The 19,024-nt window shown below is 69.5% G+C and carries 16 protein-coding genes; 9 read left to right on the forward strand and 7 right to left on the reverse strand.

All coding sequences use genetic code 11. The annotated features are described in order from the left end of the window. Positions 1-196: 196 nt before the first annotated feature. Positions 197-736, forward strand: a complete 540-nt coding sequence (locus C6P64_RS14280; protein WP_105749225.1) for a metal-dependent hydrolase — start codon at positions 197-199, stop codon at positions 734-736. Between the two features lie 15 nt (positions 737-751). Here C6P64_RS14280 and C6P64_RS14285 read toward each other — a convergent pair whose 3' ends face one another. Continuing rightward, positions 752-1,105, reverse strand: a complete 354-nt coding sequence (locus C6P64_RS14285) for a carboxymuconolactone decarboxylase family protein (RefSeq protein ID WP_105749226.1) — start codon at positions 1,103-1,105, stop codon at positions 752-754. Between the two features lie 390 nt (positions 1,106-1,495). Between C6P64_RS14285 and C6P64_RS14290 the strand changes: the two genes are divergently transcribed. Further along, positions 1,496-2,509, forward strand: a complete 1,014-nt coding sequence (locus C6P64_RS14290) for an asparaginase (RefSeq protein ID WP_105749227.1) — start codon at positions 1,496-1,498, stop codon at positions 2,507-2,509. Positions 2,510-2,548: 39 nt separating this feature from the next. Beyond that, positions 2,549-3,571 (forward strand): ketopantoate reductase family protein, encoded by a 1,023-nt coding sequence (locus C6P64_RS14295; RefSeq protein ID WP_105749228.1) that lies wholly within the window; start codon positions 2,549-2,551, stop codon positions 3,569-3,571. 8 nt (positions 3,572-3,579) lie between these two features. Here C6P64_RS14295 and C6P64_RS14300 read toward each other — a convergent pair whose 3' ends face one another. Continuing rightward, a complete protein-coding gene (locus C6P64_RS14300) occupies positions 3,580-4,578 on the reverse strand; it encodes a Bug family tripartite tricarboxylate transporter substrate binding protein (RefSeq protein WP_105749229.1) in 999 nt (332 codons plus the stop codon). A gap of 292 nt (positions 4,579-4,870) precedes the next feature. Between C6P64_RS14300 and C6P64_RS14305 the strand changes: the two genes are divergently transcribed. Continuing rightward, positions 4,871-6,064 (forward strand): isovaleryl-CoA dehydrogenase, encoded by a 1,194-nt coding sequence (locus C6P64_RS14305; RefSeq protein WP_105749230.1) that lies wholly within the window; start codon positions 4,871-4,873, stop codon positions 6,062-6,064. Between the two features lie 120 nt (positions 6,065-6,184). Here C6P64_RS14305 and C6P64_RS14310 read toward each other — a convergent pair whose 3' ends face one another. Genes C6P64_RS14310 through C6P64_RS14325 form a run of 4 tightly spaced genes read right to left on the reverse strand, consistent with a single transcriptional unit; the run spans position 6,185 to position 10,465 of the window. Beyond that, positions 6,185-7,327: a CaiB/BaiF CoA transferase family protein gene (locus C6P64_RS14310; protein WP_105749231.1), complete on the reverse strand. Its 1,143-nt coding sequence runs from the start codon at positions 7,325-7,327 to the stop codon at positions 6,185-6,187. Positions 7,328-7,354: 27 nt separating this feature from the next. Continuing rightward, entirely contained in the window at positions 7,355-8,491 is a 1,137-nt protein-coding gene (locus C6P64_RS14315) for an acyl-CoA dehydrogenase family protein (RefSeq protein ID WP_105749232.1), read from the reverse strand. Positions 8,492-8,502: 11 nt separating this feature from the next. Then, positions 8,503-9,684 (reverse strand): acetyl-CoA C-acyltransferase, encoded by a 1,182-nt coding sequence (locus C6P64_RS14320; protein WP_105749233.1) that lies wholly within the window; start codon positions 9,682-9,684, stop codon positions 8,503-8,505. Positions 9,685-9,700: 16 nt separating this feature from the next. Beyond that, on the reverse strand, positions 9,701-10,465 hold the full coding sequence (locus tag C6P64_RS14325) for a 3-hydroxyacyl-CoA dehydrogenase (protein ID WP_105749234.1): 765 nt from the start codon (positions 10,463-10,465) through the stop codon (positions 9,701-9,703). 98 nt (positions 10,466-10,563) lie between these two features. Here C6P64_RS14325 and C6P64_RS14330 point away from each other — a divergent pair, with 98 nt between their 5' ends. Continuing rightward, on the forward strand, positions 10,564-11,688 hold the full coding sequence (locus C6P64_RS14330; protein WP_105749235.1) for an AraC family transcriptional regulator: 1,125 nt from the start codon (positions 10,564-10,566) through the stop codon (positions 11,686-11,688). Here the strand turns inward: C6P64_RS14330 and C6P64_RS14335 are convergent. Next, entirely contained in the window at positions 11,576-12,694 is a 1,119-nt protein-coding gene (locus C6P64_RS14335; protein ID WP_105749236.1) for an AraC family transcriptional regulator, read from the reverse strand. The genes C6P64_RS14330 and C6P64_RS14335 overlap by 113 nt on opposite strands. Positions 12,695-12,805: 111 nt before the next feature. On the opposite strand from C6P64_RS14335, the gene C6P64_RS14340 reads away from it, so the two are divergent. From C6P64_RS14340 to C6P64_RS14355, 4 genes are read left to right on the forward strand one after another with little or no spacing between them, the layout of a single operon-like run. Beyond that, positions 12,806-14,533 carry an AMP-binding protein gene (locus C6P64_RS14340; RefSeq protein ID WP_105749237.1) on the forward strand — a complete coding sequence of 576 codons (1,728 nt, stop codon included), beginning with the start codon at positions 12,806-12,808 and terminating at the stop codon, positions 14,531-14,533. Positions 14,534-14,580: 47 nt separating this feature from the next. Next, the gene (locus tag C6P64_RS14345) at positions 14,581-16,188 is read left to right on the forward strand and encodes a carboxyl transferase domain-containing protein (RefSeq protein WP_105749238.1); all 1,608 of its coding nucleotides are present in this window, start codon (positions 14,581-14,583) and stop codon (positions 16,186-16,188) included. Positions 16,189-16,195: 7 nt separating this feature from the next. Further along, complete coding sequence (locus C6P64_RS14350; RefSeq protein ID WP_105749239.1) at positions 16,196-16,975, forward strand: enoyl-CoA hydratase/isomerase family protein; 780 nt, start codon at positions 16,196-16,198, stop codon at positions 16,973-16,975. A 10-nt stretch (positions 16,976-16,985) separates the two neighbouring features. Continuing rightward, positions 16,986-19,019, forward strand: a complete 2,034-nt coding sequence (locus tag C6P64_RS14355; protein ID WP_105749240.1) for an acetyl/propionyl/methylcrotonyl-CoA carboxylase subunit alpha — start codon at positions 16,986-16,988, stop codon at positions 19,017-19,019. The last annotated feature ends 5 nt before the right edge of the window (positions 19,020-19,024 follow it).

Here is a 19,024-nt window from a genome sequence, read left to right on the forward strand (position 1 = left end):
GGGTTTCCTCCTGGTGGTTGAGTTTCCATCATGCCAAAGATCGGCGGTTCTGGCGCGGGCCCGAGGCGCTTGTTTGACCCTCGTCAAGCAGGGAATCAGGACCCGGCTGCCATGACCGATGTCCTAGGAGTGTCATACTCGCGAGCCTCAAGCGGGGCCGGACCTCGCTGCCATACCCTAGTAGTTTTTCATCCTCATGACTCTTACCGGGCATCGCGCCTCCAGCCTGGGAGCCGCCGCCATTGCTTATTCGATTGCCCATGCCTACCACGGCCAGCCCTGGCTGGCGGCTGCGCTGGCCATCCCCGGTGCCACGGCCCCCGACTGGCTCGAGATCGCCTGGTTCAAGCATGGCATCCGTCACAGCCTGATCCCGCATCGCACCTGGACCCATTGGCTGCTGCTCTGGGGGGCCTTGTACAGCTGGGCCCTGCTGTCGCTGCCGCAACAGCCCTGGGCCTCGGCCTGGCTGGGGTTTGCCGTCGGCGGACTGCTGCATCTGGTGATGGACCTGCCCAATCCCTCGGGCATCCGCTTCCTGCATCCGTTTCGCCAGCGCGTGACGCTCAACTGGTGGCGCGGCGACCAGATGGTGGCGCCGATGGTGCTGTTCAGCTGGGCCGCGGGCGCCTGGTCGCTGCAGTGGGCCGGCCTGGTCAGCTGGAGCTGGCCGCTCCAGCTCCAGTCCTGGCTGCTGCAGGTCTGGGACCTGTCGCTGCAGCGGCTGCGCGCCTGATCCAGGCCTGTGCGCTTACTCCTGAGCCGGCTGCAGCCTGTCCCAGGCTGCCAGGGCTTCGGACGCGTACATCAGCGAGGGGCCGCCGCCCATGTAGACGCAGACGGTGAGCATTTCCTCGAGCTCGGCCCGGCTGCAGCCCAGCTTGATCAAGGCCTTGACATGGAAGCCGATGCAGCCCGAGCAATGCTGGCTGATGCCGATGGCCAGTGCGATCAGCTCCTTGTGCTTGGCGCTGAGCGCGCCTTCGGCCATCGAGGCCTGTGCCAGCTTGGCAAAGCCGCCCATGGCTTCCGGTTGCGACTTGCGCAGCGGTGCCAGGTTGGCGTTGATGTCCTTCATCAGTCCGGCGTGGTCGAAAGTGCTCATGGGAATTCCTCTGGTGATTCGACAGGGTTGGATGTCCTGGCGCGCGGACTTGCCCGGAGGGCTGCAGGTCCGCGCCGGCCAGGGCAGCATTCCTGGTTTTGCAATATACCCGTGCCAGTATATAGAAGGAGGGGCCGGTCCGCATCCTCATGCGGGTGGGGATGGGGTTCATCGGTGTCCATCACCCAGGTGCCGGCTGGCAGCCAGGCCCACCCTTGGCCCGCTCTTCCAGCCGTGCGAGTGCCGCAACAGGCCAGATAGTTTTACGCTATAAACAGTCATCAACAGCATCCAGCGGCCGAGCCCGGTCAGGAGCCCCGCGCCGGCTGGCCTGGCCATCCCGGGGCGGGCCTTGCCAGGCCAGGCAGCCAGTCATCAGGGGGGCACGACATGAATCCGGACATCGAGCAGCGACCAGACCAGGCCCGGCCCGACCGGCTGCTGGTGCTGGGCACCGGCGGCACCATCGCGGGCCGGGCCGAGCAGCGTGGCGACCATGTCGGCTATCGCGCCGGCGAGGTCGCGGTGGCTGACCTGCTGGCCGGCATCGCGCTGCCGGCGGGCTGGCGCGTGCAGGCCGAGCAGCTGGCGCAGGTCGACAGCAAGGACATGGGGCCCGGAGTCTGGCGCCCGCTGCTGGCGCGCGTGCGCGAGCTGCTGGAGCAGGCCGATGTCGCCGGCATCGTGATCACCCATGGCACCGACACGCTGGAGGAAACCGCCTATCTGCTGCAGCGCCTGCTGGCGCCGGCCAAGCCGGTGGTGCTGACCTGTGCCATGCGCCCTGCCACGGCGCTGGCCCCGGACGGGCCGCAGAACCTGGCCGATGCGCTGGTCGTGGCCGCCGAACCGGGCGCGCTCGGCGTGGTCGCGGTCTGTGCCGGCCGCATCCATGCGGCGCTCGAGGTGCGCAAGGTGCATCATTACCGGCTCGATGCCTTCGATTCGGGCGATGCCGGCCCGCTCGGGCTGGTCGAGCAGGGCACCTGTACCCGCTTCAAGCCCTGGCCCGCGGCCGATGAGCCGGAGCCCGGCCGGCGCCTGGCCAGGCTCGAGCGCCTGCTGGGCCAGCAGCCCTGGCCGCGCGTCGAGTGCCTGTTCAGCCATGGCGGCGCCGACGGCTGGCTGGTGCGCGCGCTGCTGGCGCAGGACGCGGCCCAGGGCCGGCAGCGGGCCGACCGCCTGCAAGGCCTGGTCGTCGCCGGCACCGGCAACGGTACCTTGCATCAAGACCTGCAGGCCGCCTTGCTCGAGGCGCAGGCCGCCGGGCTGCGGGTCTGGCGCAGCACCCGCTGTGCCTCGGGCCGGGTCCTGTCGGTGGCAGCCAGCACGGACCCGATACCCGCCGTCGCCTTGCCGCCGGCGCAGGCGCGGCTGGCGCTGCTGCTCGAGCTGTGCGCCTGAGCCGAAACCTTCCCTTTTCTTCCATCCCGTCGAGATCCCATGAAGCGATACCTCATCATTGGCGCGGGCGCGATCGGCGCCAGCCTGGCCGCGCAGTTCGAGCTCAACGGCATTCCCTACCTGCTGTGCGGCCGTGGCGAGCAGATCCGCCATATCCAGGCCCATGGCATCCGCTATGTCCGGCCCGAAGGGGCTCGCAGCCTCGGGCTGCAGGCCTGTGCCGACCGCAGCGAACTGGTGCTGACCCAGGGCGATGTCCTGGTCTTCACGACCAAGACCCAGGACCTGGAGCTGGCCTGCAGGGACTGGGCCTGGCTACCGGTGGCGGGCAGCGGTCCGGCCCGCACCGCTTCCGAGCTGCCGGTGCTGACGCCGCAGAACGGGCTGGCCGCCGAGCGCATCGCGTTGCGCTGGTTCAGCCAGGTCTATGGCGCCAGCATCAATACCCCGGCGCGCTACACCGAGCTCGGCCAGATCGTGGTCGGGGGCTACCCCGAGCCGGGGCTGGTGGTGGTCGGGCGCTATCCGCAGGGCGAGGATGAGCTGGCGGCCGGCATCGCCGCCGACCTGTGCCGCGCCGGCTACCTGGCCGAGTCCCGGCCCGACATCCTGCGCTGGAAGGCCGCCAAGCTGATCAGCAGCGTCCGCAACAATGCGCTGGACCTGTTCGAGGGGCCGTCCGATCGGCTGCAGGCCTATGCCGCGGCCCTGGCGCAGGAGGCGATTGCGGTGCTGGGCGCCATGGGGATCTCGCCGGCGCGTGCGCAGGAGCGTCGCCACTCGGTGTCGCACTGGGGCATTGCGCCCGGCTGCGGCATCGAGCCGGGCCAGCAGTCGACCTGGCAGAGCATCGCACGCGGCGCCTCGCACGAGGTCGATTTCCTGAACGGCGAGATCGTGCGGCTCGGGCGCCTGTACGGGGTCGCGACGCCGTTCAACCAGGCGATCCAGCAGGCGGTGGGCCAGCTGTGCCAGCCCGGTCGCTCAGCGCAGGGCGTCTGCCGGGGGCAGATCGACCAGCTGCTGTCAGCGGCGCGGGAACTGGCGGCCCGGGCTGGCTGAAGCGCTTTTTAGTCGGCGCTGATGTTCTTGTCGCGGATCAGGGTCGAGAGCTGCTTGGCCTCGCTGGCGAGCAGGGCCTTGAAGTCGGCGGTGTCGAGTCCGACCGGCTCCGCGCCCAGCGCGTCGTAGCGCTCCTTGCTATGCGCCTGCGTCAGCGCCTTGGCGACCTCGCGCGCCATGCGGGCGTTGATCTCGGCCGGGGTGCCGTTGGGCGACCAGATGCCGAACCAGAGATCGAGTTCGGCCTTGAAGCCGAGTTCGCTCAGGGTCGGCACTTCGGGGAAGAAGGGCGAGCGCTTGGAGCCGGCGACGGCCAGCATGCGCGCCTTGCCCGACCTCACATGCGGGAAGGCGATGCCGGGATCCATCACATAGTCGGCCTGGCCGCCCAGCACGTCCTGCAGCGCGGGGGCCGCGCCACGGTAGGGAATGTGCACCGCGAAGATGCCCGCGGCCTGCTTGAACAGTTCGGCTGCCAGATGCGGTGGCGTGCCGGCGCCGGACGAGGCATAGGACAGCTTGCCCGGGTTCTTGCGCGCGAAGTCGACCAGTTCGCGTGCGTCCTTGAATGTCGATTGCGGCTTGACGACCAGGTACATCTGGCTGCGGCCGATGCCGGCGATCGGGGTCAGGTCCCGGGCCGGATTGATGTTCTGCTTGAACAGGTAGGGGTTGGCCGTCTCGGTCGAGGTCGGTGCGACCAGGAAGGTGTAGCCGTCGGGCTGGGCGCGGATGACCTCGCTGGCTGCCACGTTGCTGCTGGCGCCGGGCTTGTTGTCGACCACCACGCTCTGGCCGAGCGAGTCGCTGAGCGACTTGGCGACGATGCGCGCCATCACGTCGGTGGTGCCGCCCGCGGCGAAGCCGACCACCAGCCGGATCGGCTTGGCGCTGGGCCAGGCGGCCGTCTGGGCCTGCAGGGGCCCGAGGGCGCCGAAGGTGCACAGGGCGGCCGCTGCGGCCCCGATGAGGCGGCGGCGCAATGGCTGCTGCTGGAATGGCTTCATGTCTCTTGTCTCCTGTTGTGCTGTGATCCGCTGCCTGCTGTCCAGGTGGTGGCGGCTGCATCGGTTTTTTTCTACCCGCCGGGACTGGATGCTGGGTGGCCTGCGGGTCTGGGCATGGTAGGCAGCGTCGGCCGGAAATGTCTGCCATTCAGGTAACAATTCCTGCCATCCGGCGCCGCGCGATCGGCTGGCAGCGCTTGGCGCGAATTGCAACCAAACTGGCGCATCGGCAGGGCCGGGCCTGCCTAATATTTCAGGCAATCGACAACCACCACAAGACCAGGAGACAAAGATGCTGCAGATTCCAGGACTCGACTTCATGCTCGGCGAGGACATCGACGCACTGCGCGATGCGGTGCGCGACTTCGCGCAGGCCGAGATCGCGCCGCGCGCGGCCGAGATCGACCGCACTGACCAGTTTCCGATGGACCTCTGGCGCAAGATGGGCGACCTCGGCCTGCTCGGCATCACGGTGGGCGAGGAATATGGCGGCGCCGGCATGGGCTATCTGGCGCACATGGTCGCGCTGGAGGAGATCAGCCGCGCCTCGGCCAGCGTCGGCCTGAGTTATGGCGCGCATTCCAACCTGTGCGTGAACCAGATCAAGCGCAACGGCAGCGAGGCGCAGAAGCGCCAGTACCTGCCCAAGCTGATCAGCGGCGAGCATGTTGGCGCGCTCGCGATGAGCGAACCCGGCGCGGGCTCGGACGTGGTCAGCATGAAGCTGCGCGCCGAGTGGAAAGAGGCGGTGGGGGGCGGCTACTACCTGTTCAATGGCAGCAAGATGTGGATCACCAACGGCCCGGATGCCGACACGCTGGTGGTCTATGCCAAGACCGAGCCCGAGCTCGGCGCCAAGGGCATCACCGCCTTCATCATCGAGAAGGGCATGAAGGGCTTCTCGGTGGCGCAGAAGCTCGACAAGCTCGGCATGCGCGGCAGCCACACCGGCGAGCTGGTGTTCGACAACGTCGAGGTGCCGGCCGAGAACATCATCGGTGGCCTGAACCAGGGCGTGAAGGTGCTGATGAGCGGACTCGACTACGAGCGCGCCGTGCTCGCGGCGGGCCCGATCGGCATCATGCAGGCGGTGCTGGACAATGTCGTGCCCTACATCCACGACCGCAAGCAGTTCGGCCAGAGCATCGGCGAGTTCCAGCTGGTGCAGGCCAAGGTGGCCGACATGTACACCGTGCTGCAGGCCGGCCGCGCCTTCTGCTACCAGATCGGCAAGAACCTCGACAGCCTGGGCCATGGCCACGCGCGCCGCGTGCGCAAGGACTGCGCCAGCGTGATCCTGTGGTGCGCCGAGCAGGCCACCAGGATGGCGGGCGACGGCATCCAGCTCTTCGGCGGCAACGGCTACATCAACGAGTACCCGCTGGGTCGCCTGTGGCGCGACGCCAAGCTGTACGAGATCGGCGCCGGTACCAGCGAGATCCGCCGCATGCTGATCGGACGCGAGCTGTTCGCCGAGACCGCCTGAGCAAGCTTCGCAGCAATCCGTGAAAGTCCGCCAGCCCCGCAAGGGCTGGTGCGGACTTTCATTGTCCGAGTCGCGGCGCCAGGTTTCAGGCCCGGCGCCTGATGGATCGATCCCGGGGCGTCACAGCACGCCCTGTTGCCTGAGTGCGGCGAGTTCGTCTGTGCCGAAGCCCCAGTCGAGCAGAACCTGCGGATCGCTCGCGGTCCGGGGCGGCGTCGGCGGCGCGGGCGGCGTGCGGCTGAAGCGCGGCGCGGCAGCCGGCTGCACCACGCCGCCGACCTCGGTGAAGGTGTGGCGCGAGCGGTTGTGCGGGTGCCGCGGCGCCTCGTCCATGTCGAGCACCGGTGCGACGCAGGCGTCCGTCCCGTCGAAGATCGCGCACCATTCGTCGCGCGTGCGCGTCGCGATCACTTGTGCGAGCTTGGCCTTCAGCCTGGGCCAGCGGCTGCGGTCCCATTGCGCGTCGAAGTCCGGGTCGCTGATGCCGGTCTTTTGCAGCAGCAGGGCGTAGAACTGCGGCTCGATCGCGCCGACCGAGATCCACCTGCCGTCGCGGCACGGGTAGGTGTCGTAGAAATGCGCGCCGCCGTCGAGCAGGTTGCTGCCGCGCTCTACCTGCCATTGCCCCATCGCCTTGAGCGTGTACATCATGCTCATCAGCAGCGCGGCGCCGTCGGTCATCGCGGCATCGACCACCTGGCCCCGGCCCGAGCCGCGCGCTTCCAGCAGCCCGGCCAGCACGCCGAGCGCGAGCAGCATGGCGCCGCCACCACCGTCGGCGACCAGATTCAGCGGCACCACCGGCTTGCGCCCGGCTTCGCCGATCGCGTGCAGCGCGCCCGACAGCGACAGGTAGTTGATGTCGTGGCCGGCGGCATGCGCCAGCGTGCCGCTCTGGCCCCAGCCCGTCATGCGGCCGTAGACCAGGCGCGGGTTGCGCGCCAGGCAGACCTCGGGGCCCAGCCCGAGTCGCTCCATCACGCCGGGGCGGAAACCCTCGATCAGCGCGTCGGCGCCCTCTGTCAGGCGCAGCACGGTCTCGATCGCCTCCGGCTGCTTGAGGTCGAGCGCGACCACGCGCCGGTTGCGGTTCAGGATGTCGAGCGCCGGGTCGAACAGCCCGGCGCCCGGGCGCGAGCCGGCGCCGGCCTTGCGCTCGATGCGCAGCACCTCGGCGCCGAGGTCGGCCAGCAGCATGCTGCCCATCGGCGCCGGGCCGAGGGCGGCGAACTCGATGATCTTGATGCCCTGCAAGGGTCCCATGGCTTTTTCCTGTGACATGGAGTGGGCTCACGCCGCCGCGATGCTGCGCCCGATCACCAGGCGCTGGATGTCGTTGGCGCCCTCGTAGATCTGCGTGATGCGCACGTCGCGGTAGATGCGCTCGACCGGGGTCTCGTCGGTATAGCCGCAGCCGCCGTGGATCTGGATCGCGGCCGAGCAGACCCGCTCGGCCATCTCGGAGGCGAACAGCTTGGCCATCGAGGCCTCGGTCAGGCAGGGCCGGCCGGCGTCCTTGAGCATCGCGGCGCGCCAGACCATCAGTCGCGCCGCGTCGAGCTGGGTCGCCATGTCGGCCAATCTGAAGTTGACCGCCTGGTGCTCGATGATGGGCTGGCCGAAGGTGACGCGCTGCCTGGCGTAGCCGACCGCGGCCTCGTAGGCCGCGCGCGCCATGCCGACCGACTGCGCGGCGATGCCGATGCGCCCGGCCTCCAGGTTGGACAGCGCTATTCGATAGCCTTCGCCTTCCTTGCCGAGCAGGGCCGAGGTCGGCACGCGGCAGTCCTCGAACAGGATCTGCGCCGTGTCGGAGGCATGCTGGCCCATCTTGTTCTCGATGCGCGCGACCCGGTAGCCCGGCGTGTCGGTCGGCACCAGGAAGCACGATATCCCTTTCTTGCCGGCAGCCGGGTCGGTGACGGCAAACACGATCGCGACCGCCGCATTGGCGCCGCTCGTGATGTACTGCTTGACGCCGTTGATCACATAGGAGTCGCCGTCGCGCGTGGCGCGGGTGCGGATCGCCGCGGCATCCGAGCCGGTGTGCGGCTCGGTCAGGCAGAAGCAGCCGATCTGCTCGCCGCGCGCCAGGGGCTTGAGCCATTGCTCCTTCTGCGCGTCGCTGCCGTAGCGCGCCGGGATGCCGCAGGCCAGCGAGTTCTGCACCGACACGATGGTCGAGGTCGCGCCGTCGCCGGCGGCGATTTCCTCGAGCATCAGCACCAGGCTCATGCAGTCCAGGCCGGCACCGCCCCATTGCTCGGGCACGCACACGCCCATGGCGCCGAGCTCGCCGAGTTCCTGCAGCGCCTGGGCCGGGAAGGTCTTGTTGCGGTCCCAGTCGGCCGCGAACGGTACCAGCCGCTCCTGCGCGAAGGCGCGCATCGCGTCGCGGATCTGTTCCTGTTCCGGGGTGAGGATCATCTTGGGTCCTTTCAGTACAGTTCGAGCGCGAGCGCCGTGGCCTCGCCGCCGCCGATGCACAGCGAGGCCATGCCGCGGCGCAGGCCGCGTTTTTTCAGCGCGCCGAGCAGGGTGACGATGATGCGTGCGCCCGAGGCGCCGATCGGGTGTCCGAGCGCGCAGGCGCCGCCGTGGACGTTGACGATCTCGTGCGGCAGGCCGAACTCGCTCATCGCGGCCATGGTGACGGCGGCAAAGGCCTCGTTGATCTCCCACAGCTCGACATCAGCCACCTGCCAGCCCGCGCGCGAGAGCGCCTTGCGGATCGCGCCGGCCGGTGCGGTGCTGAACCAGGCCGGCTCCTGCGCATGTACCGCCTGCGCGACGATGCGGGCGATCGGCGCGACGCCCAGCCGGCTGGCGCTCGATTCGCGCATCAAGACGAGTGCGGCGGCGCCGTCCGAGATGCTGCTGGCGTTGGCTGCGGTGATGGTGCCGTCCTGCTTGAAGGCGGGCTTGAGGCTGCGCAGCCGGTCCAGTCTGGCCTTGAACGGCTGCTCGTCATGGCGGATCACGACTTCGCCCCTGGCGCCCTTGAGCGTGACCGGCGCGATCTCCCAGTCGAAGCTGCCGTCCTCGTTGGCGGCCTTGGCGCGCAGGGTCGAGGCGATCGCGTAGTCGTCCTGCTGCTCGCGCGTGAAGCCGAACTTCTCGACGCAGGCCTCGGCGAAGACGCCCATGGCCTTGCCGCGCTCGTAGGCGTCCTCCAGGCCGTCGAGTGCCATGTGGTCGAACATCTGGGTCGCGCCGTACTTCACGCCCTTGCGCGCGAACATCAGGTGCGGCGCGTTGCTCATGCTCTCCATGCCGCCAGCGATGACGACCTCGGCGCTGCCGGCCGCCAGCATGTCGTGCGCGAACATCGCGCTGCGCATGCCCGAGCCGCACATCTTGCTCAAGGTCACGGCGCCGGCCGAGAGTGGCAGGCCAGCGGCCAGCGCGGCCTGGCGCGCGGGCGCCTGGCCCTGGCCGGCCATCAGGCAGCAGCCCAGCAGCACCTCGTCGATGGCGCTACCGGGCAGGCCGGCGCGCTCGATGGCGGCGCGGATCGCGACGGCGCCGAGCTCCCAGCCGGCCAGGCCGGACAGCTCGCCGAGCAGGCCGCCGATCGGGGTGCGGGCGGCGGAAACGATGACAATCGGATCGTGAGACATGTTTTTCTCCTTGCCGTCACTTGGCCGCCATGCGGATCGCGCCGTCAAGGCGGAAGACTTCGCCATTGAGGTACTGATTGCCCAGGATATGTTCGACCAAGGCCGCGTATTCGGCTGGCTTGCCCAGCCGCGAAGGGAAGGGCACCATGGCCCCGAGCGCCTGCTGCACCTCGGCCGGCATGCCCAGCAGCATCGGCGTCTCCATGATGCCGGGCGCTATCGTCATGACGCGGATGCCGCTGTGCGCGAGCTCGCGCGCGATCGGCAGCGTCATCGAGACGATGCCGCCCTTGGATGCCGCGTAGGCAGCCTGGCCGATCTGGCCGTCGTAGGCCGCGACCGAGGCGGTGTTGACGATGACGCCGCGCTCGCCGCCGTCCTCGGGCTCGCTCTGGCCCATGATCTCGGCGGCGAGCCGGATCATGTTGAAGCTGCCGATCAGGTTGATGCCGATCGTGCGCGCGAAGCTCTCGAGCCGGTGCGCGCCGCGCTTGCCGACCACCTTCTCGGCCGGCGCGATGCCGGCGCAGTTGACCAGGCCGCGCAGCGGGCCCATCGATTGTGCGACCTCGAAGGCGGCGTGCGCGCTCTCGTCGCTGCTGACGTCGGTCGGCACGAAGCGGGCCCGCTCGCCGAGCCCGGCCTCGACCTGGCGCCCGGCCTCGGCGTTGATGTCGGCCAGCAAGACCTTGCCGCCGCGCGCGACCAGCATCGCCGCCGTCGCGGCCCCGAGGCCGGAACCGCCGCCCGTCACCACGAACACCCTGTCCTTGATTTCCATCGCATGCTCCTTTGCTTTCTTGTGCGCGCCAGCGCGACGCTTTCGGTCACTGTAGGAGGCTGGCGCCCCGGGTTCAATGCCGCAAGCGCGCAAGTACCATGAGCGAATCGGTCAATCATTCGCAGCCGTCGACGCTCGAGGTCGAGAAGGGCACGATCGCGATCGCCTTCGTGCACGAGGCGCTGGCCTGCCTGCGCGAGCGCGGCATCGACGAGCGCCCGCTGCTGGCGCGCGCCGGCATCTCGGCCGAGCTGCTCGCGCTGCCGCAGGCGCGCGTGTCGTCGGCCGCCTACGGCCTGCTCTGGCATGGCATCGCGCAGCAGATCGACGACGAGTTCTTCGGGCTCGACAGCCGGCGCATGAAGTCGGGCAGCTTCACCCTGCTGTGCCACGCGCTGATCCATGCCGACACGCTCGAGCGCGCGCTGCGCCGCGCACTGCGCTTCCTGCGCCTGCTGCTCGACGATTTCCATGGCGAGCTCGAGATCCATGGTGCCGTCGCGCGCATCCGCATCATCGACCGCATCGATGCCGCCACCGGCGAGCCGATCGCCCCGCGGCGCGCCTTCGCCTACGGCACCTACCTGCTCTTGCTGCATGGATTGGCCTGCTGGCTGGTCGGGCGCCGCATTCCGCTGCTGAGCGCGCAATTCCGCTGCGCCGAGCCGCCCTACAGCCAGGAATGGCGGGTGCTGTTCGCGCAGGAGCTCGGCTTTGCCCAGGCCGGCTCAGGCATCAGCTTCGACGCCGGCTACCTGGCGCTGCGCAACCGCCGCGACGAAGCCGCGATGAAGGCCTTCCTGCGCTCGGCGCCGGCCAACTTCCTGGTCAAGTACAAGAACAGCGCCGCGCTGTCGGCGCGCATCAGGCGCCGCCTGCGCGGGCAGGCGGTGGCCGACTGGCCCGGTTTGCCCGAGCTCGCGCGCCAGCTGAACCTGTCGGAGGCGACGCTGCGCCGGCGCCTCGACGCCGAGGGCAGCTCCTACCGCCAGATACTCGACGACCTGCGGCGCGACATGGCGATCGACCGGCTGGCCGACCGTGAGGCCAGCCTGGCCGACATCGCGGCGGCGCTCGGATTCTCCGAGGCCAGCGCCTTCCACCGGGCGTTCAGGAAATGGACCGGTTCGCGCCCGGGCGACTATCGCCTGCCGCGAGCTCGCGCTGCTGCTGGCGGTAGTCCGCTGGCGTCTGTCCGGTCCAGCCGCGAAAGGCCCGGATGAAGCTCTTCTCGCTCGTGAAGCCGACCGCCTCGGCCAGCTGCTTGTTGGGCTTTTGCGTGCGCAGCAGCAGCTCGATCGCGCGCTCGCGCCGCACCGCGTCTTTCAGCGCCTGCAGCGAGCTGCCGAGCTCCTGCAGCTGGCGGTGCAGCGTGCGCGGCGAGACATGCAGCAGCGAGGCCAGCCCCTCGGCGTTGTGCGCCTGCTGCGGCTGGCTGCGCAGCAGCTGGCGCACCCGCTCGAGCAGCAGCCGGTCGCGCCGGTAGGACTGGACCATCAGCGGCAGCGCGTTCTTGAGCAGCTGGTTCATCGCGGCCTCGTCGCGGCGCAGCGGCAACTCCAGATAGCGCGCGTCGAAGCGGATGCAGGTCTGCGCGGCCGAGAACTGCACCGGGCCCGGGAACAGCACCGCGTAGCTGTCGCGGTGCGGCGGTGCCGCGAAGCTGAAGCTCGCGCCCAGCAGCGGGATGCGCGAGTCGCTGTACCAGCAGGCCAGGCCGTGGATGTTGCGCAGCACCGAGACATGGCAGAACTCGCGCGTTGGCAGCGGCGCGCGCGGGTCGTCCAGGGTGATGGTCGCCACGCCATCGGCCTCGCCCAGCGCGAGCGCGATGTCGTCGACCAGCAGCCCGTGATGCCGGCACCAGCGCTTGAGCGCCAGCCTGAGCGTGGGCGCGCCGAGCGAGCCGCGCGCCAGCAGGCCGTAGCTGCCCCAGGGCAGGCGGCGACCGAACCAGCCCAGCGCCTCGTCGTCGAGTTCGCGCATCGCGTGGCCCGACAGCCGCTCCATCTGCAGCGCGCTGATGCGTGCGTCCGGATCGCTGATGCGGTCTGGCGGGATTTGTGCCGCAGCCCAGGCCCCGGCCGGGTCCATTCCGCGCCTGGCATAGGCCCAGGCGATGGCCTGGACGAAGCCCATCGGCGTCACAGCCTTGCCGGGCTGCCTGGGGCTGGCAGCCGGCAGCTGGCTGTCTTGCGGATGGGGGCTTGGCGCGATGCTGGGCGGCATTTGCAGGCAGGGATCGGATGGCATGAATTGCAACCATTGTGGCACACGCCAAGGGTTTTGCCTGCCTAACATGGCTGCACAAGAACCATCGAGCGACAGCAGGAGACAAGCATGCAACAAGACAACAGGACACCGGATCAAGCCCCACTGGCCCTGGCGCGCGGCGCCACCGAGCAGCCGCTGATCGAGCAGACCATAGGCGAGTGCTTCGACGCCATGGTCGCGCGCCAGCCCGAGCACGAGGCGCTGGTCAGCGTGCACCAGGGCCTGCGCTACAGCTACCGGCAGCTGCAGCAGGCCGCGCGCCAGCTCGCGAGCGCCTTGCTCGGGCTGGGCCTGCAGCCGGGCGACCGCATCGGCATCTGGTCGCACAACAATGCCGAGTGGGTGCTGATGCAGCTGGCCACGGCCCAGGTCGGACTGGTGCTGGTCAACATCAACCCGGCCTATCGCACCGCCGAGGTCGAGTACGCGCTCAACAAGGTCGGCTGCCGCGCGCTGGTGACGATGCGGCAGTTCAAGAGCAGCGATTATCTGGCCATGCTGCAGCAGCTGGCGCCCGAATGGGCGCACGGCCAGCCGGGCGCGCTCGAGTCAGGCACCTTGCCGCACCTGCGCAGCGTGGTCTGGATCGACCAGCCCGGCCAGGGCGAGGAAGTGCCGGGCCTGCTGCGCTTTTCCGAGCTGATGGCGCGCGGCCGATCCGACGATCCGCGCATCGACCGCATCGCCGCCACGCTCAAGCCCATTGATCCGATCAACATCCAGTTCACCAGCGGCACCACCGGCTTCCCCAAGGGCGCGACGCTCACCCACCGCAACATCCTGAACAACGGCTATTTCATCGGCGAGGCGATGCGCCTGAGCCCGGTCGACCGGCTCTGCATCCCGGTGCCGCTCTATCACTGCTTCGGCATGGTGCTGGGCAACCTGGCCTGCCTGACGCATGGCTCGACCATCGTCTATCCGAACGACGCCTTCGATCCGCTCGCCGTGCTGCAGACGGTGCAGGACGAGCGCTGCACCGGCCTGCATGGCGTGCCGACCATGTTCATCGCCGAGCTCGATCACCCGCGTTTTGCCGAGTTCGATCTGTCTAGCCTGCGTACCGGCATCATGGCCGGCTCGCCCTGTCCGATCGAGGTCATGAAGCGGGTGGTCAGCGACATGCACCTGGACCAGATCACGATTGCCTACGGCATGACCGAGACCAGCCCGGTCAGCTGCCAGAGCCGCACCGACACCCCGCTGGACAAGCGGGTCTCGACCGTCGGCCAGGTCCAGCCCCACCTCGAGGTCCGGATCGCCGACCCCGAGACCGGCGCCACGCTCGCGCGCGGCCAGGCCGGTGAACTGTGCACGCGCGGCTACTCGGTCATGCAGGGCTATTGGGGCGACGAGGCCAGGACGCGCGAGGCGATCGACCCCGAGGGCTGGATGCACACCGGCGACCTCGCGACCATGGACGAGGAGGGCTATGTCAACATCGTCGGCCGCATCAAGGACATGGTGATCCGTGGCGGCGAGAACATCTACCCGCGCGAGATCGAGGAGTTCCTCTACCGCCTGCCGCAGGTGCAGGACGTGCAGGTGGTCGGCGTGCCCGACCAGCGCTTCGGCGAGGAGCTCTGCGCCTGGATCGTCGTCAAGCCGGGCCAGGCCCTGTCCGAGGACGAGGTGCGCGACTACTGCCGCGGCCGCATCGCCCACTACAAGATTCCGCGCCATATCCGCTTCGTCGAGGGCTTCCCGATGACGGTGACCGGCAAGATCCAGAAGTTCAGGATCCGCGAGGCGATGAAGGAACAGCTCGGCCTGCAAGAAGCCAGGACGGCCTGAAGCGCCTGCAAGCCCCTTACCCGCAAGATCCCAGAAGAAAGCCCCCGATGAGCATACTCGGCACCCAACTCAATCCGCGCAGCGCGGACTTCCAGGCCAACGCGGCGGCGATGCGCGCGCTGGTCGACGACCTGCGCTTGCGCATCGAGCAGATCGCGCAGGGCGGCGGCGATGCCGCGCGCGCCAAGCACCTGGCGCGCGGCAAGCTGCTGCCGCGCGAGCGCGTGCAGATGCTGCTCGACCCCGGCACGCCCTTCCTCGAGGTCGCGCCGCTGGCCGCGCTGAACATGTACGGCAATGACGCGCCCGGCGCCGGCCTGATCGCGGGCATCGGCCGGGTCGCCGGCATCGACTGCATGGTGGTCTGCAACGATGCCACCGTCAAGGGCGGCACCTACTATCCCGCCACGGTCAAGAAGCACCTGCGCGCGCAGGAGATCGCCGAGCAGAACCGGCTGCCCTGCATCTACCTGGTCGACTCGGGCGGCGCCAACCTGCCGAACCAGGACGAGGTGTTCCCGGACCGCGACCACTTCGGCCGCATCTTCTACAACCAGGCCAACATGAGCGCGCAGGGCATCGCGCAGATCGCGGTCGTCATGGGCAGCTGCACCGCGGGCGGCGCCTACGTACCGGCGATGAGCGACGAGACCATCATCGTCAAGAACCAGGGCACGATCTTCCTGGGCGGCCCGCCGCTGGTCAAGGCCGCCACCGGCGAGGAGGTCAGCGCCGAGGACCTGGGCGGCGGCGACGTGCACACCCGGCTCTCGGGCGTGGCCGACCACCTGGCGCAGAACGACCTGCACGCGCTCAAACTCGCGCGCGAGGCGGTGGGCCACCTGAACCGCGCCAAGCAGTCCGAGATCCCGCTGCGCGAGCCGCGCGCGCCGCTGTTCCCGGCCGAGGAGCTCTACGGCGTGATCCCGACCGACACGCGCAAGCCCTTCGACGTGCGCGAGATCATCGCGCGCCTGGTCGACGGCTCCGAGCTGCACGAGTTCAAGCCGCGCTTCGGCACCACCCTGGTGTGCGGCTTCGCGCATATCGAGGGCATGGCGGTCGGCATCATCGCCAACAACGGCATCCTGTTCTCGGAATCGGCCCTGAAGGGCGCGCATTTCATCGAGCTGTGCTGCCAGCGCAAGATCCCGCTGGTGTTCCTGCAGAACATCACCGGCTTCATGGTCGGGCGCAAGTACGAGAACGAGGGCATCGCGCGCAACGGCGCCAAGATGGTGACTGCGGTCGCGACCGCCCAGGTGCCCAAGTTCACCGTCATCATCGGCGGCAGCTTTGGCGCCGGCAACTACGGCATGTGCGGCCGCGCCTACTCGCCGCGCTTCCTCTGGATGTGGCCGAACGCGCGCATCAGCGTGATGGGCGGCGAGCAGGCCGCCAGCGTGCTGGCGACCGTGCGGCGCGATGGCATCGAGGCCAAGGGCGGCCAGTGGAGCGCCGACGAGGAGGAGGCCTTCAAGGCGCCGATCCGCCAGCAGTACGAGCAGCAGGGCCATCCCTACTACGCCAGCGCCCGGCTGTGGGACGACGGCGTGATCGACCCGGCCGACACCCGGCGCGTGCTGGCGCTGGGCCTGTCGGCCAGCCTGAACGCGCCGATCCCGGACACCAAGTTCGGCATTTTCCGCATGTGAGGCAGAGATGAGCAACCTGAACCTCAAGGTCGAGGCGCGCCGCGCCACCCTCACGCTGACCCGGCCCGAGCTGCGCAATGCCTTCAACGACGAGGTGATCGCCGAGCTGACCCAGGCCTTCACCGAGCTGGGGGCCCGCGAGGACGTGCGCGTCATCGTGCTGGCGGCCGAGGGGCCGGCCTTCTGCGCCGGCGCCGACCTCAACTGGATGCGCCGCATGGCCGACTACGACCGCGCGCAGAACCTGGCCGACGCGGCGCGGCTGGCCGAGATGCTGCGCGTGATCCACCACTGCCCGCAGCCGGTCATCGCCCGCGTCCAGGGCGATGTCTATGCCGGCGGCATGGGCCTGGTGGCCTGCTGCGACATCGCGCTCAGCGCCGATTGCGCGCATTACTGCCTGAGCGAAACAAGGCTCGGCCTGCTGCCCGCGACCATCAGCCCCTATGTGATCCGCGCCATGGGACCGCGCGCCGCGCAGCGCTACTGCCTGAGCGCCGAGCGCTTCGATGCCGCCGAGGCGCTGCGCATCGGCTTCGTGCACGAGGTCGTCGCGGCCGACCGGCTCGACGAGCGGGTCGACGCGGTCGCCCAGGCGCTGGTCAACGCGAGCCCGGCGGCGGTGCGTGCCTGCAAGCGCCTGCTGCAGGACGTTGTCCAGCGCGAGATCGACGCTGCGCTGATCGCCCAGACGGTCGAGGCGATCGCCGACATCCGTGCCAGCACCGAGGGCCGGGAGGGCGTGCAGTCCTTCCTGCAAAAACGTCAGCCGGCCTGGCTGGCTTGAGGAGACAGACATGTTCAAGAAAATCCTGATCGCCAACCGCGGCGAAATCGCCTGCCGCGTCGCGGCCACTGCGCGCCGCCTCGGCATCAAGACCGTCGCGGTCCATTCGGACGCCGATGCCGGCGCCAAGCATGTCGCGGCCTGCGACGAGGCCATCCACATCGGCGGCAGCGCGCCCAAGGACAGCTACCTGCGCTGGCCGGCCATCCTCGAGGCCGCCCAGGCCACCGGCGCCCAGGCCATCCACCCCGGCTACGGCTTCCTGAGCGAGAACGAGGAGTTCGCCCAGGCCTGCGCCGCTGCCGGCCTGGTCTTCATCGGCCCGCCGGCTTCCGCCATCAAGGACATGGGCCTGAAGGCCGAGTCCAAGCGCCTGATGGAGCAGGCCCAGGTGCCGCTGGTGCCCGGCTACCACGGCGCCAACCAGGATGCAGCCTTGCTGCAGGCCGAGGCGGACCGCATCGGCTATCCCGTGCTGATCAAGGCCAGCGCGGGCGGCGGCGGCAAGGGCATGCGCGCGGTCGATCGCAGCGAGGACTTTGCCGCCGCGCTCGCCTCCTGCCAGCGCGAGGCCAGCAACAGCTTCGGCGACGATGCGGTGCTGATCGAGAAATATGTCCAGCGCCCGCGCCACATCGAGATCCAGGTCTTCGGCGACCAGCACGGCAACATCGTCTACCTGTTCGAGCGCGACTGCTCGGTACAGCGCCGGCACCAGAAGGTGCTCGAGGAAGCGCCCGCGCCCGGCATGACGCCCGAGCTGCGCGCCCGCATGGGCGAGGCGGCGGTGGCGGCGGCGCGTGCCGTGAACTATGTCGGCGCCGGCACGGTGGAATTCATCGTCGAGCAGCCGGGCGGCTACGAGCATCCCGAGCAGATGAAGTTCTACTTCATGGAGATGAACACCCGGCTGCAGGTCGAGCACCCGGTGACCGAGGCCATCACCGGCCTCGACCTGGTCGAGTGGCAGCTGCGCGTGGCCGCCGGCGAGCCGCTGCCGCTGGCGCAGGAGCAGCTGCAGATCAAGGGCCACGCGATCGAGGCCCGCATCTGCGCCGAGAACCCGGAGCGCCAGTTCCTGCCCGCGACCGGCCGGCTCGACCGCTACCGCAAGCCCGCGCACGACAGCTTCCGGATCGCTTCGGTGCGCTTCGACGACGGCGTGCGCGAGGGCGATGCGATCAGCCCCTTCTACGACTCGATGGTCGCCAAGCTGATCGTGCAGGGCGACACGCGCGAGCAGGCGCTGGCCCGCCTCGACGAGGCCCTGGCCCAGACCCATATCGTGGGCCTGGCGACCAATGTCCAGTTCCTGCGCCAGGTGGTGCGCAGCGAATCGTTTGCCGGCGCCAGGCTGGACACCGCGCTGATCGAGCGCGAGCGCGCCGCGCTGTTCGGCCAGGACCCGGTCGGCCTGCCGCTGGCGGTCGCCGCCGCCGTCGCGCAGACCCTGCTGGCCGAGCGCGCCTGTCAAGGCCCCGATCCGTTCAGCAAGACCGATGGCTGGCGCAGCCATGGCATCTTCGCGCGCCGCTTTGCCTTCGACTACCTCGGCGAGCGCGTGTCCGCCACGCTGTCCTATCACCGCGATGCCGCGCTCCAGCTGACCGTGGGCGAGGGCGCGACAGCTGTATCGGGCCCGCTGCAATTCACGCCGCGCCAGCCAGGCGACTGGGCGCTCGACATCGCGTTTGGCACGCAGCGCAGCCGCGCCACCGTCTATCTGGACGGCGAGCGGGTCGAGGTCTTCACGCCGCAGGGCGCCGCGCAGCTGGTCGAGGTCGACCTGCTGGCGCATGCTGGCGACAGCGGCGCGGAAGGCGGCCGCCTGACCGCGCCGATGCCGGGCAAGGTGGTCGCCTTCCTGGTCGCGGCCGGCGAGCGCGTCGCCCAGGGCCAGCCGCTGGCGGTGATGGAGGCGATGAAGATGGAGCACACCATCGCCGCGCCCGCCGACGGCGTGGTGTCCGAGCTGCTGTACGCGGTCGGCGACCAGGTCGGCGATGGGGCCGAACTGCTCAAGCTCGAGCTCGAGCTGGCCTGAAACCG

The organism is Malikia granosa, assembly GCF_002980595.1.
GTDB classification, from domain to species: domain Bacteria; phylum Pseudomonadota; class Gammaproteobacteria; order Burkholderiales; family Burkholderiaceae_C; genus Malikia; species Malikia granosa.